The organism is Candidatus Chlamydia corallus, assembly GCF_002817655.1.
Taxonomy (GTDB): domain Bacteria; phylum Chlamydiota; class Chlamydiia; order Chlamydiales; family Chlamydiaceae; genus Chlamydia; species Chlamydia corallus.
This window is the reverse complement of record NZ_NWQK01000003.1, coordinates 110,207-136,196: the sequence shown is the minus strand read 5'-3', so window position 1 is coordinate 136,196 and position 25,990 is coordinate 110,207. Positions and strand designations below refer to the sequence as shown.

Below are 25,990 nucleotides of genomic sequence, written 5' to 3'. Positions count from 1 at the left end.
TTAAAAAAAGCAAATTAAAAGTATTAGGTCAATTATTAAATCAAACAAAAATTTAAAATAATAGATTTTAGAAAATCTGAAATTTCCACAAGAGATCCCTAAAAGAAATTGTGGGATGAATACATGCGAAGACTGGTGGTATTAGTTAATTTAGACAAAAAACTCTAAGCCTATTACACAAAATAACTGCTTGTAAAGTTTATCGAATAAATGCTTGAAGACCAAAACATATTAAGAAAAAGAAGTGGGGGTGGCTGGATTTGAACCAACGTATCCGTAAGGAGTCGGATTTACAGTCCGATGCAATTGACCGCTATGCGACACCCCCAAAAATGCTGGAGAAAGGACTTGAACCCTCAACCGTTCGATTACAAATCGAATGCTCTGCCAATTGAGCTACTCCAGCAAAAATAGAAATAGGATTATCTCAAAAAGAAAGTTTTATTCTCAATGAGAAAGTGTCTTAACTGGAATTAATCTTCCTTAACTGGAGGTTTTTGAGCATTTTCAGATATGCGAAAATCTTCTTGTGTAGGAATAAAATCCTCGGCAACAAAATTAGGATCTTGATTCAAAGGAGTTGTAGTATCCATAGGTAGAGTTAGATTCTCTCCAGTATCCAGTAGTTCAAAATTATGCTGCTGAAGTTTTTCGGCAACCAGTTTCTCTTCTTTTGCTTGAGCTTTCTTAAGAGCCTTTTTACTAGTGATTTCTTTATTCTTAGTAATCTCATGAAACTTACCAACAGCAGATTTCTGTTCTGAAGTTAAAGATTGAGATAAACGTTGGAATAACTTAGTGCAATTCTCCCCAGCTTTTCCCTGACCCGATGAAGAGAAAACTTCAGCAGAAAATTTAAATTTTCCTTCAGTTGTATATCGCGCCGTTTGTTCCTCTTTTTTTAAACAACATTGCTTGTACTTTTTATTAGAGCCGCAGGGGCATAAATCATTTCTATTAATCTTTTTTGACACGTGATCCTCTTTCACACAAGGTCTTTTAGAAAAGTCTAAATAAGCTCAAAATAAAATCCAAAGTCAAATGCAAGAACCTGTTACTTTTTCTTTAACTGCGGTACCCGCCTCTTTAATAAAAAAGAAGAAGGCCTTAAAGACTTAATCTATAATTAAAGACATGGACTCTATGCTACCCTTTTCATCTGAACTATAAGTTTCTGGATTTTTAAAAGCGATTTCTTGAGAATAATGCTACTTTAAACATTTATTCATTGTTTTCATGTCCACCTTACTTTTAAATCCTCCGTGGATGAAAGCGGGAAAACGTATAGAAAGCTTAGTCCGAAAAGCACTATATATTCATACAATGTTAGAAAATCATCGTAAAATTGTAGTTGCTTTAAGTGGTGGAAAGGATAGTCTTACCCTTCTTTTAATGCTAAAAGCAATTTCTGGACGGGGATTTCCCATTCTAGATCTCCATGCTGTCAATATTGGAGGAAAATACTCGTGTGGAGCAGAAGTTAGCAAATCTTATTTAACTCATATCTGTGATAAACTTTGCGTTCCGTTTACAACAATTGCCTCCCCTTATGAATCTGAAACCCCAGAATGTTATCCGTGCTCTCAAGCAAGGAGACGTTTACTTTTTCAAGCAGCTAAAGAAATAGGAGCTTCCGCTATCGCTTTTGGTCATCACCGAGATGATGTCGTCCAAACCGCCTTACTAAATCTTCTACATAAAGCAGAGTTTGCTGGAATGCTTCCTGTTTTAGATATGATTCACTTCGGAGTTACGATCTTACGTCCTCTAATTTTCACCCCAGAGTTCTGGATTCGGAAGTTCGCTAAAGAAAACGGTTTTGCAAGGGTAACCTGCCGTTGTCCTGTTGTTTCATTAAGAAGTAAGGCTGAACAAAGTTTGAAGTTATTAGAGGAAGTATTCCCTTTAGCACGTCATAATATCGCTTTGGCTATCCAAGAACATGGGTCATCAAAATCAAAAAAAAATTGATATATGCTTTGTTATTAATTAGTTTTAATATAAATAAATAAATAAATAAAAATTTATTAGGTTTTTATGAATAAAAGATTAAAAATAATTCTAACCAACGATGACGGAATTGCAGCTAAAGGAATGAGTTACCTAGTATCTGCTCTATTAGAAGCGAACTTAGGTGATATTTATATCGTTGCCCCCCAAACCGAACAGTCTGGGAAAAGCATGTCGATCTCTCTTAATGAGGTCATCTGCGCTTCCCCATACTCATATCCCCAACCTATTCAAGAGGCATGGGCTGTAGGAGGCTCTCCTACAGATTGTGTTAGACTAGCCCTGAGAGCCCTTTTTCAATCGATTTCTCCTGATCTAGTTATCTCAGGAATTAACTCTGGGAACAACATATGCAAGAATGCTTGGTACTCAGGAACCGTAGGCGCTACAAAACAATCCTTAGTAGACGGTGTCCCTTCAATCGCACTTTCTCAGGATGACCATATTTCTTTCTTCCAACAAGAGAAAGCTCCTGAAATCTTAAAAACATTGATTACTTATCTCCTGTCTCACCCCTTCTCTTGTTTAACTGGTTTGAATGTCAACTTCCCTGTAAGTCCAAAGGGCTCGTCTTGGGAAGGAATGCGACTGGTTCTACCAGGAGATGAATTTTTCTATGAGGAACCTCAATATCTAGGCTCTGTAAATAAGAATAGATACTATATTGAAAAGGTTTGTGGATTACAGCTTTGTGAAAGGCCATCAACAGAACTCGCCTGCTTATTAGAAAATTGCATCAGTGTTGCTCCAGTACTCTCACAAAATTTTCCCCTAGGCTTAATGACTAAAGAAGAATTCGAACAGACCCAAGAAAATTTCAATACAATGCTTTCAAACTTTCAGGTTACCACTAAAATATTCTAAAGGACTTCCTAGTCACCTATATAAGAGATCTTTTTTACAAAAGATCTCTTGTTTAATCCAAATTTTGTTATTTAAATTGAACGAAAAATGATTGTGATTAAACTATTTCTTCTGGTAAATTTACGCTCCTATCTTACTGGATGCGTAGCTCAGCGGTTAGAGCACCTGTCTTACACACAGGGGGTCATAGGTTCAAATCCTGTCGTGTCCATTTGCGGGAGTAGTTCAATTGGTTAGAGCACCGCCCTGTCAAGGCGGAAGTTGCGGGTTCGAGCCCCGTCTCTCGCGAAATATGCTTTCAGAGGTTTCAGGATGTCTCACGGTCCTCGTCCATCAAAATTCAGTTTTCCTCTGTATTTTTCCAAAACATTAAGTTGGTTCATTTTGGGAGGCTTTCTTGCTGCTTGCGGAGTTCAGATGGTGTTAGTGCCTAATGAACTTATCGATGGTGGTATTGTTGGTCTTTCGATTATAGCCTCTCACTTTTTAGGTCATAAAGCACTGCCTTTTTGTTTGGTTCTCTTCAACCTTCCTTTTGTATTCCTAGCATTTAAACAAATTGGGAAATACTTTGTGATTCAAATGCTGACAGCCGTGATCATTTTTTCGTGTTCTTTATGGCTTATTGACCAACTCCCCTTTTGGTTAGGCGTCAGCCCTTTTATTTTTAAAGGATCGGAGATGGAAACCGTCGTTTTAGGCGGAGCAATTATTGGTGTGGGTTGTGGATTGATTATCCGTCATGGAGGATCTACAGATGGGACCGAGATTCTAGGAATCATCATCAATAAAAAGAAAGGCTATACCGTTGGCCAGGTAATTTTATTTGTAAACTTCTTTATTTTTGCTTTATCTGGTGTTGTCTATAAAAATTGGCATACGGCTTTTGTTTCATTTCTAACCTACGGAATTGCAACAAAAGTTATGGACATGGTTATTTTAGGCCTTGAAGATACAAAATCTGTAACTATCATTACCTCCTCTCCAAGAAAACTAGGGCATATTCTCATGGAAACATTGGGCATTGGCTTAACTTATATCCATGCCGAAGGAGGATATTCTGGAGAGCCGAGAAATCTTCTTTATGTTGTTGTCGAACGTCTTCAGCTTTCACAATTAAAAGAAATTGTGCATAGGGAAGATCCCTCAGCGTTTATAGCTATTGAGAACCTCCACGAGGTAATCAATGGTAGGCGGACCTAACCCCTCTTAGAATCAATGTGGAGTTGTCCACTGTTTAGTTAAGTGACTTGAAATATTTAGATGGGCAAGAATTTTTCCTACCAAAGCATTTTCAAGATCTTCGATAGATTGAGGCTTAAAATACCACATAGGCATTGGCGGAAAAATCGTTGCCCCGTTCTTGCTTAATTTCAATAGATTTTCTAAATGAATAGTATGCAAAGGGGTCTCTCTAGGGACAAGAATCAAGGGCCGTCTTTCTTTAAGAGCAACGTCAGCAACACGTCGCATTAGATTATCTGCTAAACCTATTGAAATAGCTGCAACCGTAGTCATACTACAAGGAATAATGATCGTAGCTTCTATAGGACAAGAGCCTGAAGCTAAAGAGCTCTCTATAGCTTGAATACTATGAGTATGAATATACTTTAAACTTTGTTCTGAAAATAGCGCATCGAAAGATTGACATCCTAACTCATAAAATAACGTCTTTCTTCCTGAAGGAGAAATAATTACTTCAACTTGGTGTTTTGCGTTAGCCAGTTCTTGAATAAGCCTAACAGCAAGTATTGCCCCAGAGGCTCCGGAAATCCCTACAATATAACGCTTCATAAACTCAAAATCCAAAACAAAGTCATACTTACCAGAAAAGATAAAGCAATGGCGATATTTGCCAAAAAGAATTTGCTGTCCTTTCCTTGGTCTGTTTTCCCAGATTTAGAATATATTCTAACCACCTTAAGAATCACAATTAAAGGAATGATAGTTGTGAAATAGAACCTTTTCCCTAAAGAACCAACAAAACCTGAAGAAATATAAGCAAAATAACTCATCCATAAATTCACTCTTGCAATCTTAGTTGCTTTCTTTTCACCGTAACATGCAGGAATACTGAATACTCCTTCTTTCCTATCAAATTCAATATCTTGAATTGCATATATGATATCGTTTGCAGCTATCACCATACCCACACTTCCTCCCCATAAAAGAGCAACCAAGCATAAAGGCATAGAAAGACCCGATACGGCGAAAGCAAAAAAAATCATAAGAATGGCTAGAGTATACACTAATCCTAATCCCCAATGGCACAGAAAAGTCACTCTCTTCATATAAGGATAGATAATCATGACAATAAGTGAAGCAATCCCCAAACTAAAAATATGTAGAGTCCTACAGAACAGAAGAAAAAGAAAACTACAAAATAGAGAAAGTGTCCAAGCAAAATTTAAAGATACAAGATTCGCAGGGAGTACTCTTTTTGATGTTCTTGTATTTTTTTTATCAATGAACCGATCGATACACTGATTCACTACAATTCCCGTAGTCCTTGCAAAAACAAAGGCGGCGGCTCCAAAAATTAAGATCTTTAGACCCTCTTTAAGGGATAGATTTTGCGAGATCTCGTTTATAGAAAGAGTAAATATTGTCGATGCTGATAAAAAAAGTATGGCAAATATCGAATACTTAAAATTAACTAAATTTAAAAAATGATTTAATTTCACAATTATTATCTTCTATATAATTATTATTTTATTTATAAAAAAGTTATACTCCTCTCTACTCATTCGGGGTTTATCTCCCGATCTTTTTAGAACCCCCACATTTTTGTGGGGGTTCGTCTTTTTATCTCTCTAATTTTTACATTTAAGGCATTACAGTGCGCTATATTTTTCTTCACTGCAAAGGTTTCGTGTATCGGTCTTGTAGTGCGATATTTATCGCGGACTATAGATGATTCCTTCACTACACATCACCCTCTAGCACTAAGCCAACTAACTGATTTTAAATCATTTTGGAAATAAAAATCCCTTTGCATTGTATTGCCATTTAAACAAAAATAATGACAAAAAATGCTAGGGAAAAAGACCTTTTGAAAAAACTTCGGAGAGCAAGCTTTTTCTATCATTACAGATTTTGAAGAAAAAATTGCGTTATTGGATTCGCAGAATCTCATCAAGGCCCTTAAAATTTAACTATATATCAAGAAATAAAATTAGAAATTATATTTGATACAAATATTAAGCTTGATTTAATTAAATTTTCTAATAAAATTGTTAGACTTCAAAATAAAATGAGTAAGTAATGCCGTTAAATCAAATTAATAGTCAGCGCAACCAATCGGAACAAATAGCCTCCACTACTTCCCGAGGTCCTAAAATCAACCCAGATCGAAAAATATTTGCTGGGATTGTCACTCAACTTGTTATGGCAACCTTGATGATTTTAGCTGGAATTATTGTATTATTTACTATCGTCTCTGGTGGACTAAGCGTTCCTTTATGTGGAATTATAGGAACCTTTGCAGTAACCTTAGGAATAATTATCTTTATGATAGGTCTAACTATCCTAGTTAGAAAATCACTAGGAATAGAACAGAAAGACGAATACTCTAACTTTTCCAAAATTAATAATCCAACCACCCAGACAAGCTCACCAATCTCAAAGTTTTGTGTTACTTGCTCCACTATAAGTATTGTTTTAGGGGTTTCTCTTCTTGTCGGTGCTGCCGTCTCAGCATTTTTCTTTACGGGATATCTACAGTTAGCTTTATGTGCGGGACTCGTTTGTCTTGGAACAGCTTTCTTTGTTTCAGGAATAGCAGGGATGTTTCCTCGTAGCTTAGCAACTCAAAAAAGCTCCGCATCAGATGATGATTCCCAATCAGATCTTCTTATTGGGATAGGCGAGGAACGAAAGACAGCTAGCGACCAAAGATTCTATAACATGGCTTTAGTAAGAGCAGAGGACGGAACGCCAATATCAATCCGCTTAACACCACATACTGATACCACATAGAGAATCGAGTCCTGATAGCAATCGAGTTAACAAAACATAATTAAAAGATCGTATTTCTTTTAGGAATAAGAAATAGTTTTTAAATACTTATAAGTAGGAAAACTCTTACAAATTATTATTATAAACAATCCAATTTATAGAAACTGTGCATTCTTACATTATATCCAAAACAATCTTGCTCTCATTAAGAATCCTCTTAGCAACTGAATAAAATTTAAAAATATGCAATAACTTTATTTAAAAAATATTTAATTTAATTTTAATTGATTTTTTTAATAAAATAATGTGCATTTAAAACAAAACGAGTGTAAATAATGTCGTTAAATAAAATTAATGCCCTAATCAACCAATCAGAGCCAACCATTCACCTTAATTCTTGGGACCCTAAATATATTAACCAAGATCGAAAGGTTTTTGCTTATGTCGTTACCCAAATTGTTGTAGCAACTCTGATGATCCTAGCAGGGATTGTTTTATTATTTACTATGGGTTCCTTTGGCCTAACCATTCTTCTATCGACAATTCTAGGAACTGTTGCACTAACTTTAGGGACATCTCTCTTTACAGCAGGCCTAGTTATCCTGGTTAAAAAATCACTAACATGGCTAAAGTCTCAACAAAACCTTGAAGAAACCTTAAAACAGAAATACCAACCCTTTAGCATTCCCAAAAATGATACAGGTAACAAATTTCCTCCCTGTTTACCATCACCTTTAGATATTGAGGATCCAAATACTAGAGCAAGCACCCCAGTCTCTAAATTACGCGTTGCCTGTTCCGCAATAACTATTGTTGTTGGGGTCGCTCTTCTTGTCGCCGCTGTCATCTCAGGATTTTTCTTTGCGGGATATCTACAATTAGGTCTGTGTGCAGGACTAGCTTCTATTGGAACAGGTCTCTTTGTTGCAGGATTAGCAAGTTTGCGCACCCATAGCTTAATAACTCAGGGCATCGTATTTCTTTACCTGACCTACTACTTATCAGCAGCTCTTGAAGAAAAAAATGGAACAATCAAGGAGAAAGACAACCAAATCAATGATTATGTAAAACAAATAAGAAGAAGCCAAACTGTATTAGAGTGGAAACAGTGGGCCAAATCTTTCATACCTCATTGGGGAGAGACGAAAGTGAGCCCTCCTTCGAGCTCTCCTTCGACTACATCAAACTGGGAATGGTTTAAATCTTTTGTGCCTTACTGGAGAGCCACACCTAAGCCCCCATCTCCTACACCTTCTGAAGAAGAAGAATTTTTATCAGCCCGAGGAACCCCTGAACCTAATTCCCTAGTTCAAACTTCTTTAGAAAGCATCCCTAAATCTGAACCAGGAGGAACCACCGAACCCGATCAACAAAACGCGCCAGGAGAAATCCCTGGACCTAATTCCCTAGTTCAAGCTTCTTTAGAAAGCATCCCTGAATCTGAACAGGATACTACAGAAACTGGATCAGCAATTCATTATCGATTTGATCATCGCCAACTCTGAATTAATTAGCCCTTTCTAAAGCACATTGTTCTTAAGGAAGTGGGCAGTTGTAGTATAAAAGCATAAATAAAGTAAGAACAGATAACAATCTTCTCTTTGATAGAGACAGAATGAATTTATCGTAGCTCTAAAAACAGTTATAGCAGTACTAAAGTTCTATACTTGTTATCTTCCTATCCATCTGCTTTGAAATGACTTGGTCTAAAAATTGCTCAGCCCGAGAAAAAAGTATAGATTCTGCTTTCTCTTTAGCAAAAATACCATGAATCAATTTACGTAAAACTGGGTGTGCTTCCGCAGAATTACATTCACTAAAAAAGAAATTCTCAGATTCATTTGAATAAAAGAAATCAGAACCAATAACAATATTTGATAAGATTCCGAGATTCTCAGCATGAAGTAAATGACTCTCTATTTCAGCGAAAGAATCCCCTACGTAAGACCTAACTAGATTTAAACCAATAACCCCTTTTCTTCTAACTATTTCCTTAGCATAGAGATCACTAAGATTTCTTGGATGGTGAAGAACTGCTCGAAAATTTGAATGACTCGCAATCACACATAGATCGGGCAATTTATCAGTAGTATAATCCAAAATATCTTCAGCTAATTTATCGCTAGAATGGCTTAGATCTATGGGAAGTCCGAGTTGGTACATTATATCTAAAAGAATCTTACCATCCTGAGAAAGCCTCTTAGGAGCCTCTGTCCCTCCTCCAAAACGGTTATCTCCTTTCCATACCATTCCTAAGTAAGCAAGAGGCCCCTCTTTTGTTAAATCTATAAGCTTTCCTAATAAGTCTCCAAGAGGCTTGGAATCTGCTCCCAAAGCCGAGGCGTTTTCTATACTACGAATAAGACTTAATGACTTTTCTTGAGAAGAAGAGGCTTCCTCTTTTTCTTTATCATAGGATAATAACGCAATATTAGGATGCTTGTTAGGAAGAGAAAAAAACAAAGAATTTTGTTTATCACAATTAGGTTCACCTTCGCTATGGGGAACAAAAATAGCGCAAACCTGCTTACGCACTCCTCCAGATTGCAATTGTTCTGGAGAACACCTCACAGCAGGATCTTTTCGACAAAAATGCGGATGCGAAAGTAAATCACAATGAATATCAATAGTCATAATGCACCTAGATACTAATCAATATAATAAGGAGAAAGAAAAGGAAAAAGTTCGGGATAGTCAGAAGTATTTATATCATAAATAAAGACTATAGAAGGAGTGGTATTCTTCAAGACTTCCCGTAACCTAATATAAAAATTTTTGGGTTCAGGATATTCACAAATCATACCTTTAAAATCAGGAAACCTTCTTAAGAAAGACTGTAGCTCTGTTTGATTTTTGACAGTGTATATCTTCATATGCTTCGAAAAAGCGTGATACGTTCTACTAAAGATCGTAGCTTCGATCCCTGTGATACTTTCTATAACAGAGCGAGAAATCACCCCCTCACGATAAATACAAAGAGGATCCGTGGCAACTACTGTTGATTCTAAACCATGGGAACAAGGGCCGTCAAAAATACAAAGATCATGATCAGCAAAGTCTGTAAATACCTCTTCGGCTTTAAGAGCTGAAGGAAAACCTGAGAGATTCGCAGATGTTCCAATTAAACTCCCACAACGATCTACAGTTTCCTGAACTATTGGGTGATCTACAATCCGAAAAGCAAGTGTTTCTTTAGGAAACCTGGGATTGCGGTGCTTAACCACTAAAGTAATTGCTCCTGGCAAAAGATGTTGAGCTAATTTTCGAGCCATAGGAGATAATGGATAGCCTGAAATTTTTTCAATATCTTCAAGGGAATTCACATAAAGAGCAAAAGCTTTGCTAGGCTCTCTATATTTTAAAGCATACAGCCTCTCTTCAGCGTCAGAGGCATCCAAAGCAAGGAGAAACCCATAGACCGTATCGGTAGGAAGAGCAACGACTTTCCCCTGATTTATAGATGATATAATTTTTGGAAACGAAAAAGTAATCTCCGCTTTTGTATCAGCCACAACAGCTCCAAAAATAGATTAAAGGATCAATACGTTTTTTAGAATCCACCAAAAAACACCTTATACGTATATTTTATACGCTCTTTATCAAGAACGGGGTTATTAGATTAACTGAAAAAGTTTATTCAAATCCATTATTTTTATTCAAAAGAACCGATTTTCATTAATTTATAGAAATTAAATATTCAAAAACCAAAAACTATATGTTACATTTTAAAATATTGATCCTATCTTGAATAGGCAAAAGAAAGTATTGATCCCTAATTCTCTTCGATATAACGTGGTAATTTCTTATAAGTAAAAAGTACAAATTATGACTGACTATTCTTTTTTTCGTCGCAAATTTGGAAATATTGAAGCGATAGAGTGCCCTGGAAATCCTCAAGATCCTGTCATTATTTTATGTCATGGTTATGGATCCATGGCTGATAATCTAACCTTTTTTCCTTCAATATGCTCGTTTTCACAACTACGCCCCACATGGATTTTTCCAAATGGAATTCTCCCCTTAGATAATGACTTCCAAGGAGGTCGTGCATGGTTTCCTCTTAACGTTCTTTTGTTGCAAGAACTCTCGACACTCTATGCTAACGGGGCAGAAAATCTCAAAGAAAAATACGATGAACTGTTTGATGTAGACCTAGACTCGCCGAAAGAAGCCTTAGAAAAGCTTATTAACAGCCTCAATCGTCCTTATAATGAAATTATCATCGGTGGATTTAGTCAAGGAGCAATCATGACTACCCATCTTGTCTTAACCTCTCAGAATCCTTATGCTGGGGCCTTAATCTTTGCTGGCGCAAGACTTTTTAATAAAGGTTGGGGTCAAGGCATTAGAGAGTGTGCTCAAGTCCCATTTTTACAAAGCCATGGTCATCAAGATGAAATTCTTCCCTATATCTTGGGAACGCACCTTCATGACCTTCTATCAACAAAATTGAACGGAGAATTTGTCTCTTTCCGTGGGGGACATAAAATTCCTTCTATAGCATTCCAAAAAATGCAAACCATGATTCCTAATTGGATACAGGGTAGCAACCGTTACTAGATAATAGCTTCTCTTGTTTATACTTCAGAGATAACAACTGAATAGCTACCCATTCTAATACAGAGGCTGCTGATGAGGAGTTGTCCAATGACCGACAGGCAGATTCTATAACTAAAAGCACCTTGTCTAAAGACAACAATGGCAATTGTAAGATCTCCTTAACATGCTCAGGACAGTTTAAAGCCGACGCCTTTAATCCTAAATGCAGCATATAACGATCTCGATACAACTCAAGGAGTACCTCCAGTAATTGTTTTACCCTGTCTCTCCATACCTGCTTGTCTATCTCTGGAGAGTCTTTTATAATTTGAGAAACTTCAGTAACAGTCATTTCACATTGGGCATAACGAAATAAATAAGAAAATGTTTCTTTGGAAGATAATATCTTCTCTCCTCTCTCAATAAAAATAGATAGACTCCGGGAGATAATTGTCTTTGGCAATCTCTGAACTTTTGCAGTTGTCAATATGATAACAGCATGCTTTGGAGGTTCTTCGAAGACTTTTAAAAATGCAGAAATTGCAGCTAAAGTCATTCGATCTACCTCATGAATAATATAGACCTTATAATTTGCTTCAAAAGGAGATATATAAATCTGCTTCTTAATTCCCCTAGGGAGATCTATAGAGTGTAGTCTTCCTTTCCCTTCAGGAAAGAATTGATAAATATCAGGATGAATCTTTTGAGAAACTTTATGCTCCGAACCTGGAGATGACCGTAGTAAAATCTCTGAAGCCAACTGTTCTGCTTTATCCTGTAAGATAGGAAAAGTAAATCCATGGAGTAGTATAGCTGGAGGAATCTCCTGATTATAAACTTTCTTAAGTAAAGCTTCCCAGCCCCGATTCTCTTCTTCTAAGTACATAGCCCGAGTTGAGTGTGTAACATCACCTTGTTTATTAAACTAGTTAGTGATTCACAAGCATCAAGAACCAAGTAACGACTAGGATCGGCACTGGCACACGATAAAAAACCCTTTCGAATGCTGTTATGATAGCTTAAAGGCCTCTTTTCAAATTTGTCTAAAGCCTTTTGTTGATTCTTCCTTTGCAAACCAATTTCTACTGGAATATCCAACAGCAAAACAAAATCAGGAAGGAAAGGTATAGGCCCTACAACCTTGTAACAAAGGTCTGTAACAAAATCAACACCCAAACCTTCAGCTATTCCCTGATAAACAATAGTGGAATCGTGAAATCTTTCACAAATAACAGTATAACCCTCATGCAATGCTGGAACAATCACTTCTTGGATATGCTGAGCACGTGATCCAAGAAACAAAAAGAGTTCACAAAAATGAGAAAGTTCTACTTGAGGGGGATTAAGAATTACATCGCGAAGTCTTTCGCCTACAACGCAACCCCCAGGTTCCCTTGTTAATAAAACCTTCCGATCTTGAGCTACTAACTGATCTCGCAAAACTTTTGCCAAAGAGCTTTTGCCAGATCCCTCGCCTCCCTCAATTACTATAAACACGACTCTACCTTAGGCTTTGTATACCAGAACACTCTTCTTCAGATCCCGATAGTACATCATCATTAGAAGAAAGTTTTTCCATAGAAACAAGAGCGTCGCTTTCTTTCAAATGAACTAAACGTACCCCTTGAGTCGATCTCCCCATCACCCTAACATCTTGCATGTTAATGCGAATTGCCTGTCCCTGACTCGACATTAATAAAATACTATCGTGGTCCGTTACAGGAATAGCCCCTAACACATTGCCGTTTCTCTCATTGATAAGAATAGAACGTACGCCCACTCCCCCACGATTTGTTTCACGGAAATCTTCTACTAAAGATCTCTTACCAAAACCTTGATCACATACAATTAAAACAGATTGGTTCTCAGTCACAATTTGACAACTTACGACTCTATCTTCTTGATTTTTTAAAGAAACACCACGAACACCACGTGCGGTCCTACCCATAGGACGGACTTTTTCATGGGGAAAGCGAACTGCCATACCAAGATGAGTAAATAACATGACCTTCTCTTCATCACTAACAATGTGACAAGCTGCTATTAGTTCATCTCCATTATCTATCTCTAAAGCACGTATCCCCTTTTTCCTAGGGTTGCTAAAGGCGTCTAAGGCAACTTTTTTAACAACACCGCGTTTGGTAGCTAAAAATAAAAAGCCAGCATTATCGAAACTCTTAATATTCAATATAGCTGCAAGCTCCTCTCCAGGACGAATTCCTTCTAGGAAATTAATGATAGGTTTGCCTTTTGCTCTCCGTTCCCCCTCTGGGAGCTGCCATACCTTTAACCAATAACATTGGCCAAAATTAGTAAAGATCAAGAGATAGTCTTTAGTAAAGGCAGAGTATACAGCCTTTAGGAACCCTGATCCTTTCTTCATATCAAATCCCGTAACTCCATGCCCTCCACGACGTTGTTCCTTGAACACTTTTACAGGCATTCTCTTTACGTAATCATCTCCTGATATCGTTATGATAACAGACTCATTAGCAATGATGTCTTCAATATCACGAATATCATCGGCATCAAATTCTATAGTGGTCCGGCGAACTGTCTTATGATGCTTCAAAAGATCTTGCAACTCATTTCTGATAATATCTTTTACTAAACCTTCATCCGCTAAAATTTGCTTATAATAAGCAATTTTATTTAGTAGTTCTTCGTACTCTTTTTGAATCTTCTCAGCTTCTAAACCTGTAAGTTGATACAAACGTAGTTCTAGAATCGCAATAGCTTGAGGTTCACTAAAACCAAAAGATTCGATTATCCGTTCTTTAGCATGTTCTTTATTCCCACTGTCGCGAATAGTTTTTACTAATGCATCTAAGCAGGATAAAGCCTTAAGGTACCCTTCTAAAACATGGGCCCGTGTTTCTGCTTTGTTTAACTCGTAACGAGTTCTACGACGAATGACCTCTTTACGATGGCGTATCCAAGCAGAAATCATTCTATGTATACTCATGGTCCTAGGTAAGTTCTTGTCTAGGGCAAGCATATTCGCCCCAAAAGTTACCTGTACATCGGTAAACTTATAGAGCCTATTGATAATAATCTCCGAAGACTCTCCTTTTTTTATTTCAAGGACAACACGGATTCCATCTTTATCAGACTCATCCCGAACATCTGAGACACCCGCCAGCGTCTTTTCATTTACAAGATTCGCGATCTGCTCAATCAAACGTGATTTATTGACATTGTAAGGCATTTCCGTAATGATGATACTCTCTCGATGTGTATCCTCATTCTCTTCTACATGCAGACGAGCACGAACTTTGATTTTTCCTCGTCCCGTAGTATAAGTCGCGCGAATACCTTCAGAACCACAAATAATTCCTCCTGTAGGAAAATCAGGACCTGGCATGATTTGTAAAATCTCATCTACAGAAGCTTGAGGATTGGCAAGAAGAAGGAGTGTTGCCTCTATAAGTTCTCCTAGATTGTGGGGAGGGATGTTTGTTGCCATCCCAACAGCGATTCCAGAAGAACCATTGCAAAGAAGATTAGGAAATTTAGAAGGAAAAACTACGGGTTCGTGTTTTGTTTCGTCGTAGTTTGAAATAATATCCACAGTATCTTTATCTAAGTCTTCCATAAGATACATAGCACTATGGGTAAGACGAGCTTCTGTGTAACGCATGGCAGCAGGTGGATCTCCGTCTATAGAGCCGAAATTCCCTTGTCCATCTACCAGAGGGTAACGCATTGCCCAACTCTGAGCCATACGGACAAGAGTGGGATAAATTACGCTTTCACCATGCGGGTGGTAGTCTCCAGAGGTGTCCCCACAAATTTTCGCGCATTTACGATGCTTAGCTCCTGGAGAAAGACTGAGTTGCTTCATGGCGTAAAGAATTCTTCTTTGTGAAGGCTTGAGTCCATCTCGGATATCTGGAAGTGCCCGAGATATAATGACTGACATCGAATAGCGAAGGTAACTTTCCTTCATCTCGTCTTCAAGATTTTTAGGGACTATGATTTCGTCTTTATTCAACATAGGGATTGTGGACTCCTAAATATCTAAATTATTCATCCTAATGGACAAAGCATGGCTTTCAATAAATTCTCTTCTTGGAGGGACTTCTTCCCCCATCAACATAGTGAAAATATGATCAGCTTCTACGGCATCCTTCAATGACACACGAATTAATGTTCTCTGCTCTGGGTTCATAGTAGTATCCCAAAGCTGGTCCGCATTCATTTCTCCAAGACCTTTATACCTTTGAATTTCTATGCCCTTTCTTCCAAGATTTTTAAGATAATTAATCACTTCTTCCAGGGTATAGCAACTATAGTTACGGCCTGGAGAATCTTCATTAACAATTACAATCTCATTTTTTTGAGAGATAAGATAGCTAGAAATATCTAAACCATATTCTTTGAGTTGCTCTTGAATATCTAGAAACACAGGAACTTTATAAAGTTCTATAATTTTAACTTGGTGAGCTTCTTCTTCAGCTAATGCTTCTTCTTTTTCTTCATCAGAGTAAAGATACCGCCCTCCCTGCATTCCAGTCGCTGGAGCAAGGTAATACAAAGGATAGCCTATACCTTCTTTATACATCTCTAAAAATTCAGAGAAGGGAATAGCTTTTTTCTCAAGAGCATTTATAAAGCTTTCTACATCTAAAATAGTATTTATAAAACTCTCTAAAGCCTCTCCAGATAATTCCCTTTCCGTAGACTTAAAGAAAATAGAGCTCTCATTGGTCCCTAACATTAGCAGATAGCTATCCATTTCTTTCTCTGAAAGAATATAACGAAAGTCTTTTTTCTTACTGACCTTGTATAAAGGAGGCTGAGCAATATAAACACATTCATTTTCGATAAGTGCTGTCATATGACGATAGAAGAAAGTAAGAAGTAGGGTACGAATATGAGAACCGTCCACATCAGCATCTGTCATGATAATGATACGTTTATAACGTAATTTACTTAGATTAAAATTATCAGAACCTATACCACATCCTAAGGCTGCAATGATCGTTCCTATCTCTTGATTTTGGAAAATTTTTTGTAAGCGAGCTTTTTCTACGTTAAGAATTTTACCTCGAATAGGCAGAATGGCTTGAAATCTTCGGTCTCGTCCTTGTTTCGCAGATCCTCCAGCCGAATCCCCCTCTACAATGTACATCTCACACTTTTCTGGATCTTTTTCTAAACAATCAATCAATTTACCAGGCAAGCGTGCGCTATCTAAAGCACTTTTCCTTAAAGTCAATTCTCGAGCCTTTTTTGCAGCTTCTCGAGCTTGAGCCGCAACAAAAACCTTATCAACAACCATCTTGGCAACTTGCGGATTCTCTTCAAAAAAGATGGTCAGAGCTTCTCCTACAACCTGTTGAGCTACAGAGCCAACATCACTATTTCCTAATTTTTGCTTAGTTTGGCCTTCAAATTGTGGATTCGGAACTTTTACAGAAATAACAGCTGTCAGACCTTCTCGGATATCTTCTCCTGTTAATGCAAGCTTGTTATTCTTAGCCAAGTTATGAGCTTTAATATAAGTATTGATCACCCTGGTAAGCGCTGTAGAAAACCCTGTAAGATGAGTTCCTCCCTGACGTGTAGGAATATTATTTGCATAAGAATAGACAAGTTCAGAATACCCTGAATTCCACTGCAAAGCTCCTTCAAATTCAATTTCTCCATCATCTCCGACTCGATTTCCAGAAATATAAATCGGTTCAGAAAAAAGGCTTTCTTTATTTTGATTAAGATAACTTACAAAAGATTGAATACCCCCTTCATAGAAGAAGGTAGTCTTGTCAAAGCTAACATCACGATCATCTTCAAATACTACCGTGATCCCACGATTTAAGAAAGCAAGCTCTCGCAAGCGTTTCATTAAAATGGATCGGTCAAAGGTACACGTTGAAAATATTTTAGGATCAGGATAGAAAATAATTTCTGTTCCCTGCCTATCAGTAGCTCCTAAATACTGCAATGGAGTTAAAGGGATTCCCCTAGCAAACTCCATCTGATAACACTTTTTATCTTTAAAGACTGTGGCAATTAATTTTTCTGAAAGAGCATTAACGCAGGAAACTCCAACTCCATGCAAGCCTCCTGATACTTTATAACTATCTTTATCAAATTTTCCTCCAGCATGAAGGACAGTCAAAACCACTTCTAAAGCGGAGACCTCTCTACCCTGCTTTGAAGACTCTCTCTGATGAATCTCTATAGGGATTCCTCGGCCATCATCTAGGATCGCAATGCCTCCATCCTCTAAAATGCGGACATCTACCCTGGAACAATAACCTGCCATCGCTTCGTCAATACTATTGTCTACAACCTCATATACTAAATGATGAAGGCCTGTGATTCCAGTATCGCCAATATACATGCCAGGGCGCTCACGAACAGCTTGTAACCCTTCCAAAACAGTAATAGCGGAGGCATCGTAATTTTTTTCTTTCGGGTCCATAAACTATCCTAACAAAAACTGTATTTCCCTAATCCGCACGTCGGAGGCTACCTTATGCAAACTTGTAATCAAATCATTTTGAGGCGTTTGTTTTAACAAAGCATATAACGAGGAATTGTAAACTTTTACTAATAAAATATGATCTCTAAAACCTACAGCCTGAGACATCCCTTTATATTTGTCTCTAAAAACCTGATTCCAAGCGTCAATGGCATCATGAGGCCTAGCTGCCATAATTTTTTGAATTTCCTGCAAATAATTGCGGAGATAGTGTTTAGCGTGTTTTATAGGCGAAGCTGTTCTTTTATTTTGAACTTGAGACAACTCACGCCTTTTTCGCTTTAAAAACATATCCTACCTGAAGAATAACACAGCACTTATCACAAAGGGACAGATTTATCAAATTCAAAGACTCTTACGTCTTGTCTTTTTTCTGTTTTCCCTTGTCATTAGTTTCTAGATAAAATTTTAATAATATGCTGCATCAAAAGAAACTTCTTATATCCACAGAAATGAAAAAAGTCAATAAGACGAGCAGGAATTCTTATCATAAAAATCCATTTCTTTCCGTTCCAAGGATATTAAGAGACCAGTAAATAAAAACTTCGTCAAGCGCTAAATATGTATAACTAAAGAAGGCTCCTCTTCTCCTTCCGCAATCTCTACCTTGCTAGGTCGAAAAAGAAGCGCAAGACAAGATACAACAACTCCTGTAATGACTCCTGCGATGGTTACTATGACGGCGATTGCACAAACCCCGATTCCAAACAAGCAAGTGCATAGCAATCCAAGAAGAAACCGGACTAATTTAATCACCAAGGAGAGCACCATTGCTGTAATTTCTAAAGCTAATAAAACTATCCCTCCACCGAGAATTTCTATTATTCCACGAATCCGATGTCCCCAAAGATTTGCAGAACGAGGGGAAGTCGTGTTTTCTGCTTCAAACCCTTTTGATTTTTCCCATGTTTCTTCCTCTGAGATCTCAGCATAAGTGCTACTAATTCTAGTAACACCTACAACTATGTTCAAAAGGGGAAGACTTCCTTGTAAATTAGTTACAAACTGAGAAATGGAAGAAATACCAAATGGTGGAGAACTAATATCAATCTCCATAAAAACCGTGCCTCCAAAACAAAATTGGACTGCGAGCATATCAATTTTTTTGAGTTATTGTCAAAATATTTCCACGGTATTTTGTGTCAAAAAAATGCTGAACAGAAGGAGAGTTTAACAATTTCTCTAATTTTACCATTTTAGGAGAACCTACGTCTTCAGAACGAATTACAACAAGATTTGTGTATTTAGAAAGGGAAAGATCTTCTAAACAAAGGCTATCCTCCTTTGGAGAAAGGTTTGCTGCTATAGCAAAATTTCCAGGAATCACAGCGGCATCAACATCAGTAAGAGCTCCCACAAGAAGAGGAGCTGACACCTCCAATATGTTCACAACTCTATTTCCTTTGCCACAGACATCTTTAGCTGTCATATTTAAATTCGCAGGCTCTTTGCACACAATGATTCCACACTCTTCTAATAAGTTTAAAGCACGCTGAGCATTCGTACGATCTACAGGAATAGCTATAGTCAGTTTCTTTTGCATTTTTAAGTTCTCTAAAGAAGAATACTTCTTAGAATAGACTGCCTGGGGTTCCAAATGAACTTTAGCGATAACAGCTAACTTACCCTTACAATCATAACGCTCACATTCGTCATCAAGAAAGGCTTGATGTTGAAAGTAGTTTGCATCAACTTGTTTATCCAAAAGCAAACGATTAGGAATACGATAATCATCTACTGGCAGTATTTCTAGCTTGATTCCAAGATCCTTGGCCTCGGTCTGCAAACTGTTCAACAATTCGGCATGGGGTGTCGGACTAGCTACAATACGTATGATGTCCTGAGAGTCTTGCTTATAGCAAGAACTCAAAAACAGCATTAAAAATAGAAACAATGACCTCTTCTGTTTCATAGAATCCCTCTATATTTTAATATACGACGCCCCCAGATATCTCCTAAAATACGCACAGATTCGATAAGAGCTAAAGTTATAATAAGTACTGATATTGTGACCGACCACTCAAAACGGTAGTAACCATACTGCAACAATAACTGTCCTAATCCTCCGCCTCCAACAAATCCTGCAAGAGTCGAACATGAAATGAGATGAACAACAAGAGACTTAAGAGAAAATATAAGTTGTGGATAACTTTCAGGTAGAAGTATACCAAAAAGAATATTCCTTTTAGGAATTCCCAAAGCAATCGCAGGTTCAAGATAGCTGAGAGCGGAATTGCGAAAAGCATCCACCACTAAAGTCACGACAAAAGGAATCGCTCCGATAGTGAGAGGAACAATAGAGGCCGTAGGGCCTAAAGAAGTTCCCACAATCCATCGCGTGATAGGAAAAAGAATAACAATAAGAATCGCAAATGGAATCGCCGTAAGAAAACTTAGAATCATTGATATTGTTGCATAAAGGCTTTTCTTAGGGTTAAGACTCTTAGGAGATGTGCAAAAGAGTGCCAAACCTAACATCCCTCCAATAACGCAGGAAAAGAAAAAAGCAGCCAAAACCATATAAAATGTATGGATTGTTTCTTTTAATAAAATTCGAATAAGATCTGGCTGCATAGTCTTTATTTAATAAAATTCTTTAATAACAACGCCTAGTTCAATCAAAAACTCTTTCGCTTTTTTACGTTGCTCCATTTCCCCTTCCAAAACAACGATTAGAAATCCCATTGGCGCTTTTCTAAATAAATTGATACTTCCTGAAAGAATATTCATAGAGACAAGTCCAGTCTGAATCACTTTACTAATAATTCCCTTTATCGCGAGTTCTTTTGGAAAATTTAATCTGACGACTTCCTCTTTGCTTTCTGGGAAATAACACGAACTGAGGGTTAAAGTATTAACATTTTCGTGGAATAATTCATTGGTAATTGGGTTCTCAGAATTTAAAAAAAGTTCCTCTGTAGCCCCTAATTCCTCGAGACGACCCTCATGCATCACCAAAACATGCGAACACATTTTTTTTACTAGATCCATTTCATGCGACACTAAAACTAAAGTAACTCCTCTTTCCTGATTCAATTGAAGCAATCTCTCCATAATATCTTCAGTAGATTTGGGATCTAAAGCAGAGGTAATCTCATCACAAAGCACAACTTCAGGTTGACCAACAATCGCCCTAGCAATGGCAACTTTTTGTTGTTGACCACCACTTAAATTGCCTGGATAGGCGTGTCGTCTATGATAGAGATTTAAAAAATTAAGAGTGTCGTATACCTGTTCTTCAAGTTGATTCTTAGATATCTTTGGATGGTAAATACGCAGAGGATAGGCTATGTTTTCAAATATGGTTTTCGAAGAAAACAGTCCATAATTTTGAGAAATATAGGCAACTTTTTTAGCAAAATCACGACGTGAAAGCTTCTTCATTGGCAAAGAGTTATCAAACCCAGCTATACTTATAGAGCCAGATGTTGGCGTATCAAGAAAGTCTAAACAACGCAAAAGTGTTGTTTTCCCAGAACCACTATGACCAACTACCCCGAAAACCTCTCCTGGATAAACAAAAAAGGATACTTCAGAGAGAAGAATATGGTCGCCTAAATTCTTGCTAACATTTTGAACTGAAATGATAGGAGAATGTTGTTCCAACACAAGCCATACCTCTCCTTTTATTTATGAATACAAAACTATAGAGAAGAGGGATTAAACTACACCATTCTATATTTCTGCAAGTAGGTTTACTGTTCTTAAAGTTCAGTTATCAAACTCTCTGCTCTAGAAAAGATAGATATAAGTTTTGTTTAAAACGAACCAAAATTTGATCTATTAAAACAAGAAGAAGAAGATTCTATGCGCGACATTCTCAATACAAACTTCTGATTTAAAGATAAACTATACCAAAAGAAATAGTCCCGCTTTCAAACAAACTTACTATTCCAAAAAATGTATAGAACTGAGAACAACCTTTTGAATTTACCATATAATAAAAATAGCATTCAACAATGCATTTAGTTTTGTATAGTTCCTTAGAAACTATTATTTAACTTATTAAGCTCCTTGATAAAGTTCCTTGACAAATCCCTGGGTTAACCCCAAACTGAGCGCTGAATAAGCTTAAGGAGATAAACCCTGATGTTGAATATTCAAGATATTCTAGGAAATGATGACGAAAACCTATTGTCATATCAATGTAAACATATTACAAAAGATAAACTGACTCTTCCGTCCCATGATTTTGTAGACAAGGTATTCGGATCCTCGGATAGGAATAACCGTGTTCTCAGATCCCTACAAGCTATGTTTTCCCATGGGAGGTTAGGAAATTCAGGCTATCTATCTATACTTCCCGTAGACCAAGGCGTGGAACACTCCGCAGGAGCGTCTTTTGCTATTAATCCTATATATTTTGATCCAGAAAACATTGTGAAGCTCGCAATAGAAGCTGGATGTAATGCTGTCGCTTCTACCTACGGAACACTGAGTTTACTTTCTAGGAAATACGCTCATAAAATTCCCTTTATGCTAAAGCTAAACCACAATGAACTGCTCTCCTATCCAACAAAATACCATCAAATTTTCTTTACTCAAGTAGAATCAGCATATTCAATGGGCGCAGTTGCTGTAGGGGCTACTGTTTATTTTGGCTCCGAGACTTCTAATGAAGAAATTGTAGCAGTTTCCAATGCGTTCGCTCAAGCCCGTTCCCTGGGTCTCGCAACAGTACTTTGGTGCTATCTACGCAATCCAGCCTTTGTTGCTAATGGAGTAGATTATCATACTGCAGCAGATCTGACAGGACAAGCTGATCATTTAGGTGCTACCCTAGGAGCTGATATTGTTAAACAAAAGCTCCCCACATGCCAAGGAGGATTTAAAGTTATCAATTTTGGGAAAACAGACGAAAGAGTCTATTCGGAACTCTCTTCGAATCATCCAATTGATCTTTGCCGTTATCAAGTCTTAAATAGCTATTGCGGCAAGATAGGTCTAATTAACTCTGGAGGACCTTCTGGAAAAAATGATTTTGCAGAAGCTGCTAAAACAGCGGTAATTAACAAAAGAGCTGGGGGAATGGGGCTAATTCTTGGAAGAAAAGCCTTTCAGCGCCCCTTACCAGAAGGCATCCAATTATTAAACCTGGTTCAAGATATTTATTTAGATCCCAATATTACAATAGCTTAACTTTTCAAAGAAGGTCTATATGCACTCGCACTCAAAACCAACGAAACCGTTGGGAACATTCACTGTAGGTATGTTATCACTTGCCGTAGTGATTAGTTTGCGTAATCTCCCATTAACAGCAAAACATGGTCTTTCTACCCTGTTCTTTTATGCGCTAACTGTAACATGTTTTATGATTCCTTATGCTCTGATTTCTGCTGAGCTTGCTTCTTTCAAGCCTCAGGGAATTTATATTTGGGCACGTGATGCTCTAGGAAAATGGTGGGGATTCTTTGCTATATGGATGCAATGGTTCCACAACATGACATGGTATCCTGCTATGCTGGCTTTTATAGCTAGTACTATTGTTTATAAAATCAATCCTGAATTAGCTCACAATAAGGTTTTTATTGCGACCGCAATTCTTTCTGGTTTTTGGATACTTACATTTTTCAATTTTTTAGGAATTACTTCTTCCGCGTTATTCAGCTCCATTTGTGTAATCATAGGAACATTAATTCCAGGAGCTATCTTGGTCAGTTTAGCTCTTTTTTGGATTTTTTCTGGAAACCCGATTGCCATTTCTCTTTCTTGGGGAGATCTTCTTCCTGACTTCAGCAACATGTCTTCGCTTGTATTACTCGCAGGAATGTTACTTGCGTTATGTGGTCTAGAGGCTAATGCTAACCTTGCTTCTGATATGGTAAATCCTCGAAAAAATTATCCAAAGGCAGTCTTTATTGGTGCAATAGCAACACTAACTATTTTAGTTTTGGGTTCTTTATCAATAGCAATAGTAATCCCAAAAGAAGAAATTAGTTTAGTCTCTGGACTAGTAAAAACCTTTACCTTGTTCTTTGATAAATACAACCTCTCCTGGATGACTGGAATCGTTGTGGCTATGACCATTGCAGGGTCGCTAGGAGAACTTAATGCCTGGATGTTTGCAGGAACGAAAGGCCTTTTTATTTCTACTCAAAATGACTGTCTTCCGAGAATTTTTAAGAAAGTAAATAGCAAAAATGTTCCAACAAACTTAATGTTGTTCCAAGCTATTGTTGTGACAATATTCACACTTTTATTTCTATGCTTGGATTCAGCAGACCTTGTTTATTGGATTCTAACTGCACTCAGCGTGCAAATGTATCTGGCAATGTACATTTGTCTCTTTCTTGCTGGACCTATCTTACGTATTAAAGAACCAAAAGCCCAGCGTCTATATTGTGTACCAGGAAAGTTTTCTGGGATCTGTGTGATGTCTATTTTAGGAATTCTCTCTTGTATTTTTGCTCTGTGGGTTAGCTTTCTCCCTCCCAAAGAGCTTACTGAGATATCTGAAAGCGGTAGAGTAGGGTATACTGCATTCCTCCTATTAGGATTTAGCTTAAATTGCTTAATTCCTTTCGGAATCTATTTTATGCATAAACGCTCCAAATAGCTAATCCAAAAGCATTTTTGGGAAAAGAAAAGAAAGAAGCTTTCCTTGCTGTACTGCAGCCAGAAGAGCTTCTGGATTCAACTTTGTTCGCTTACAGAAAGTATTAATTTCTCCCTGACAAACAAGTCCTACTTGAAACTGTCCCGAATATAGTATATAGAAAAACTTATCCCATAAACTTATGGGCATTAATAATTTCAGGTATTTAGCTATAGATAAGAAACATTCCTCGGATTCTATTAAAGCCTCTAAGAAAATAAACGGGTTTTCTAGAATTTGTTCCTTCATAATGCCTAGATCGTCGAGGCCTTGTTTTAAGCTTTTAATTTTCAAAAGCTTTGGAATTGATGTTACACTTAACTCAGGAATGACAAGTTTTTTTAGTACTGCTTTATAAGCTTCTTTTGTCTTATTGAAATCTTCTTGCTGGTCCTCGGAATTTTTTGCGTAATGAATGCTATTAACAGCTTTCCAACAGGTAGGATCTGGCTCAGGATATATAGAAGACGGTGCTATTCCTTTTAAATCTAAAGACATTAATCCTAGCCAAGTTTCTTCTTCCCCTTGAAAAATATGATTCAACAGAGGAGCTAGTATATTCTTTTGTTCTATGAAATCTTTAATTTCTTGAGCAGAAAAATGGGGACAGTACTTTTGAATAATCTCACATGCCTTGATTCTATCATGACTAGATCGTAAACAAAGCGCTGAAAGTCGGAGATTAATGGTCTGCATATTCAAAGCACACAATTCTCTATTACTCTCAGCTTGCAGTCTTCCAGTTGCCCGAATATCCGGACACGTGGAAAAGTATTGCATCAGGCCACCTACAGAACTAAGAGTTTTTTCAACTTTCCTATATTCATTTAATCCTAAAGTATTTTTTATCCAAGTAGGCTCTAAAGAAAATAACATCTCTAACAATTCCTCGCCTGAAGATTGTAAAGCTGACATTAAACCTTCATAAAGAACAGCTACCGAAGAATTCGCTAAATCTTTATTAGCAAACTTCCAAAGAAGTTTCAATTTATCAGGAGGTGTTTTTTGAAGCTCCTCCATCTTAGCAATAACATTTTTTAAAAGTGTTTCGAGGTATTTGATTCTTGTTTCCCTACGATCATCGGGATTCCCCCGCTCTTCTAGAAAATTTGAGGGAGGAAGGATCTTGGGTCTACGGAAATCATCGAGCGCAAAGTTCTTAAGAAATTCATTAATTGTAACCTCTGGATCTTCTCCACCTAATAATAAATTAAGAGTCTGGTCAGAGAAAAATACCGAAGGACTAGCTATAGAAAAGACCGTAGTCTTTTCTATAGAAGATTGTCGGTAAAATAAATAGATAACACAAAGAACAGAGCAGATCGACAGAGTGATCAGCATAGCCAATAAAAGAGTTCCTCCACTAATGACGCTACAAAAGTAGAGAGCGGCCATCACCGAGCCTATTGCTAAGATAGCTAAAAGTAAATAGGCTATAGGCTTTAGACTGCCTTTGATTGAGAAACCATAACTGTTTGAAGTATTAAGTACTGGATCATCCGTTATGGTTACTTGAAGAGAAGGTGTATTCATGC

At 37.3% G+C, this 25,990-nt stretch carries 23 protein-coding genes and 4 tRNA genes; 10 read left to right on the top strand and 17 right to left on the bottom strand.

Features of this window, described 5'->3' with window-relative positions; all coding sequences use genetic code 11:
- Positions 1–245: 245 nt before the first annotated feature.
- From CMV32_RS04800 to CMV32_RS04790, 3 genes are all read right to left on the bottom strand, one after another.
- Positions 246–328, bottom strand: a tRNA-Tyr gene (locus CMV32_RS04800).
- Between the two features lie 5 nt (positions 329–333).
- A tRNA-Thr gene (locus CMV32_RS04795) sits at positions 334–406 on the bottom strand.
- Between the two features lie 67 nt (positions 407–473).
- Complete coding sequence (locus CMV32_RS04790; protein WP_100934803.1) at positions 474–974, bottom strand: YecA family protein; 501 nt, start codon at positions 972–974, stop codon at positions 474–476.
- Positions 975–1,236: 262 nt separating this feature from the next.
- Between CMV32_RS04790 and CMV32_RS04785 the strand changes: the two genes are divergently transcribed.
- The 5 genes from CMV32_RS04785 to CMV32_RS04765 all read left to right on the top strand — a co-directional run bounded on the left by CMV32_RS04785 (position 1,237) and on the right by CMV32_RS04765 (position 4,077).
- On the top strand, positions 1,237–1,971 hold the full coding sequence (locus tag CMV32_RS04785; RefSeq protein ID WP_100934777.1) for a tRNA 2-thiocytidine biosynthesis TtcA family protein: 735 nt from the start codon (positions 1,237–1,239) through the stop codon (positions 1,969–1,971).
- Positions 1,972–2,037: 66 nt separating this feature from the next.
- Entirely contained in the window at positions 2,038–2,874 is an 837-nt protein-coding gene (surE, locus tag CMV32_RS04780; RefSeq protein ID WP_100934776.1) for a 5'/3'-nucleotidase SurE, read from the top strand.
- A 138-nt stretch (positions 2,875–3,012) separates the two neighbouring features.
- A tRNA-Val gene (locus CMV32_RS04775) sits at positions 3,013–3,085 on the top strand.
- A gap of 3 nt (positions 3,086–3,088) precedes the next feature.
- Positions 3,089–3,162, top strand: a tRNA-Asp gene (locus CMV32_RS04770).
- 24 nt (positions 3,163–3,186) lie between these two features.
- Positions 3,187–4,077, top strand: coding sequence for a YitT family protein (locus tag CMV32_RS04765; protein ID WP_100934775.1), 891 nt, complete (start codon positions 3,187–3,189; stop codon positions 4,075–4,077).
- A gap of 12 nt (positions 4,078–4,089) precedes the next feature.
- Here the strand turns inward: CMV32_RS04765 and CMV32_RS04760 are convergent, their stop codons facing one another.
- Together CMV32_RS04760 and CMV32_RS04755 are read right to left on the bottom strand one after the other, a co-directional pair.
- A complete protein-coding gene (locus tag CMV32_RS04760) occupies positions 4,090–4,668 on the bottom strand; it encodes a flavin prenyltransferase UbiX (protein WP_100934774.1) in 579 nt (192 codons plus the stop codon).
- Positions 4,665–5,558 carry a UbiA-like polyprenyltransferase gene (locus CMV32_RS04755; protein WP_100934773.1) on the bottom strand — a complete coding sequence of 298 codons (894 nt, stop codon included), beginning with the start codon at positions 5,556–5,558 and terminating at the stop codon, positions 4,665–4,667. Before CMV32_RS04755 ends, CMV32_RS04760 begins: the two co-directional genes overlap by 4 nt.
- A 580-nt stretch (positions 5,559–6,138) precedes the next feature.
- Here CMV32_RS04755 and CMV32_RS04745 point away from each other — a divergent pair.
- Both CMV32_RS04745 and CMV32_RS04740 read left to right on the top strand, forming a co-directional pair.
- On the top strand, positions 6,139–6,852 hold the full coding sequence (locus CMV32_RS04745) for a hypothetical protein (protein ID WP_100934771.1): 714 nt from the start codon (positions 6,139–6,141) through the stop codon (positions 6,850–6,852).
- Between the two features lie 314 nt (positions 6,853–7,166).
- Positions 7,167–8,336, top strand: coding sequence for a hypothetical protein (locus CMV32_RS04740; RefSeq protein WP_239923162.1), 1,170 nt, complete (start codon positions 7,167–7,169; stop codon positions 8,334–8,336).
- A 148-nt stretch (positions 8,337–8,484) separates the two neighbouring features.
- Here the strand turns inward: CMV32_RS04740 and CMV32_RS04735 are convergent, their stop codons facing one another.
- Together CMV32_RS04735 and CMV32_RS04730 are read right to left on the bottom strand one after the other, a co-directional pair.
- The gene (locus CMV32_RS04735; protein ID WP_100934770.1) at positions 8,485–9,465 is read right to left on the bottom strand and encodes a membrane dipeptidase; all 981 of its coding nucleotides are present in this window, start codon (positions 9,463–9,465) and stop codon (positions 8,485–8,487) included.
- A 14-nt stretch (positions 9,466–9,479) separates the two neighbouring features.
- Positions 9,480–10,343: an L-threonylcarbamoyladenylate synthase gene (locus CMV32_RS04730; protein WP_100934769.1), complete on the bottom strand. Its 864-nt coding sequence runs from the start codon at positions 10,341–10,343 to the stop codon at positions 9,480–9,482.
- Between the two features lie 313 nt (positions 10,344–10,656).
- Here CMV32_RS04730 and CMV32_RS04725 point away from each other — a divergent pair, with 313 nt between their 5' ends.
- Positions 10,657–11,391 carry an alpha/beta hydrolase family protein gene (locus CMV32_RS04725; protein WP_100934768.1) on the top strand — a complete coding sequence of 245 codons (735 nt, stop codon included), beginning with the start codon at positions 10,657–10,659 and terminating at the stop codon, positions 11,389–11,391.
- Here CMV32_RS04725 and CMV32_RS04720 read toward each other — a convergent pair.
- The 9 genes from CMV32_RS04720 to CMV32_RS04680 all read right to left on the bottom strand — a co-directional run bounded on the left by CMV32_RS04720 (position 11,360) and on the right by CMV32_RS04680 (position 21,469).
- On the bottom strand, positions 11,360–12,256 hold the full coding sequence (locus tag CMV32_RS04720; RefSeq protein WP_100934767.1) for a DNA polymerase III subunit delta': 897 nt from the start codon (positions 12,254–12,256) through the stop codon (positions 11,360–11,362). The two genes, CMV32_RS04725 and CMV32_RS04720, sit on opposite strands and share 32 nt — an antisense overlap.
- On the bottom strand, positions 12,247–12,867 hold the full coding sequence (gene tmk, locus CMV32_RS04715) for a dTMP kinase (RefSeq protein WP_100934766.1): 621 nt from the start codon (positions 12,865–12,867) through the stop codon (positions 12,247–12,249). Before tmk ends, CMV32_RS04720 begins: the two co-directional genes overlap by 10 nt.
- 4 nt (positions 12,868–12,871) lie before the next feature.
- Positions 12,872–15,367 (bottom strand): DNA topoisomerase (ATP-hydrolyzing) subunit A, encoded by a 2,496-nt coding sequence (gene gyrA, locus CMV32_RS04710; protein ID WP_100934765.1) that lies wholly within the window; start codon positions 15,365–15,367, stop codon positions 12,872–12,874.
- Positions 15,368–15,382: 15 nt separating this feature from the next.
- On the bottom strand, positions 15,383–17,800 hold the full coding sequence (gyrB, locus tag CMV32_RS04705; protein WP_100934764.1) for a DNA topoisomerase (ATP-hydrolyzing) subunit B: 2,418 nt from the start codon (positions 17,798–17,800) through the stop codon (positions 15,383–15,385).
- Between the two features lie 3 nt (positions 17,801–17,803).
- Positions 17,804–18,151 (bottom strand): hypothetical protein, encoded by a 348-nt coding sequence (locus CMV32_RS04700; RefSeq protein WP_100934763.1) that lies wholly within the window; start codon positions 18,149–18,151, stop codon positions 17,804–17,806.
- 264 nt (positions 18,152–18,415) lie between these two features.
- Positions 18,416–18,955: a hypothetical protein gene (locus tag CMV32_RS04695; RefSeq protein ID WP_100934762.1), complete on the bottom strand. Its 540-nt coding sequence runs from the start codon at positions 18,953–18,955 to the stop codon at positions 18,416–18,418.
- A 1-nt stretch (position 18,956) separates the two neighbouring features.
- Positions 18,957–19,772, bottom strand: coding sequence for a MetQ/NlpA family ABC transporter substrate-binding protein (locus CMV32_RS04690; RefSeq protein ID WP_100934761.1), 816 nt, complete (start codon positions 19,770–19,772; stop codon positions 18,957–18,959).
- Positions 19,769–20,434: a methionine ABC transporter permease gene (locus tag CMV32_RS04685; RefSeq protein ID WP_100934760.1), complete on the bottom strand. Its 666-nt coding sequence runs from the start codon at positions 20,432–20,434 to the stop codon at positions 19,769–19,771. Before CMV32_RS04685 ends, CMV32_RS04690 begins: the two co-directional genes overlap by 4 nt.
- 9 nt (positions 20,435–20,443) lie before the next feature.
- On the bottom strand, positions 20,444–21,469 hold the full coding sequence (locus tag CMV32_RS04680; RefSeq protein ID WP_100934759.1) for a methionine ABC transporter ATP-binding protein: 1,026 nt from the start codon (positions 21,467–21,469) through the stop codon (positions 20,444–20,446).
- 480 nt (positions 21,470–21,949) lie between these two features.
- On the opposite strand from CMV32_RS04680, the gene CMV32_RS04675 reads away from it, so the two are divergent.
- Both CMV32_RS04675 and CMV32_RS04670 read left to right on the top strand, forming a co-directional pair.
- Positions 21,950–22,999: a class I fructose-bisphosphate aldolase gene (locus CMV32_RS04675; protein ID WP_100934758.1), complete on the top strand. Its 1,050-nt coding sequence runs from the start codon at positions 21,950–21,952 to the stop codon at positions 22,997–22,999.
- A 19-nt stretch (positions 23,000–23,018) separates the two neighbouring features.
- Entirely contained in the window at positions 23,019–24,416 is a 1,398-nt protein-coding gene (locus tag CMV32_RS04670; protein WP_100934757.1) for an amino acid permease, read from the top strand.
- Here the strand turns inward: CMV32_RS04670 and CMV32_RS04665 are convergent, their stop codons facing one another.
- The gene (locus CMV32_RS04665; RefSeq protein WP_239923161.1) at positions 24,417–25,988 is read right to left on the bottom strand and encodes a hypothetical protein; all 1,572 of its coding nucleotides are present in this window, start codon (positions 25,986–25,988) and stop codon (positions 24,417–24,419) included.
- Positions 25,989–25,990: the final 2 nt, after the last annotated feature.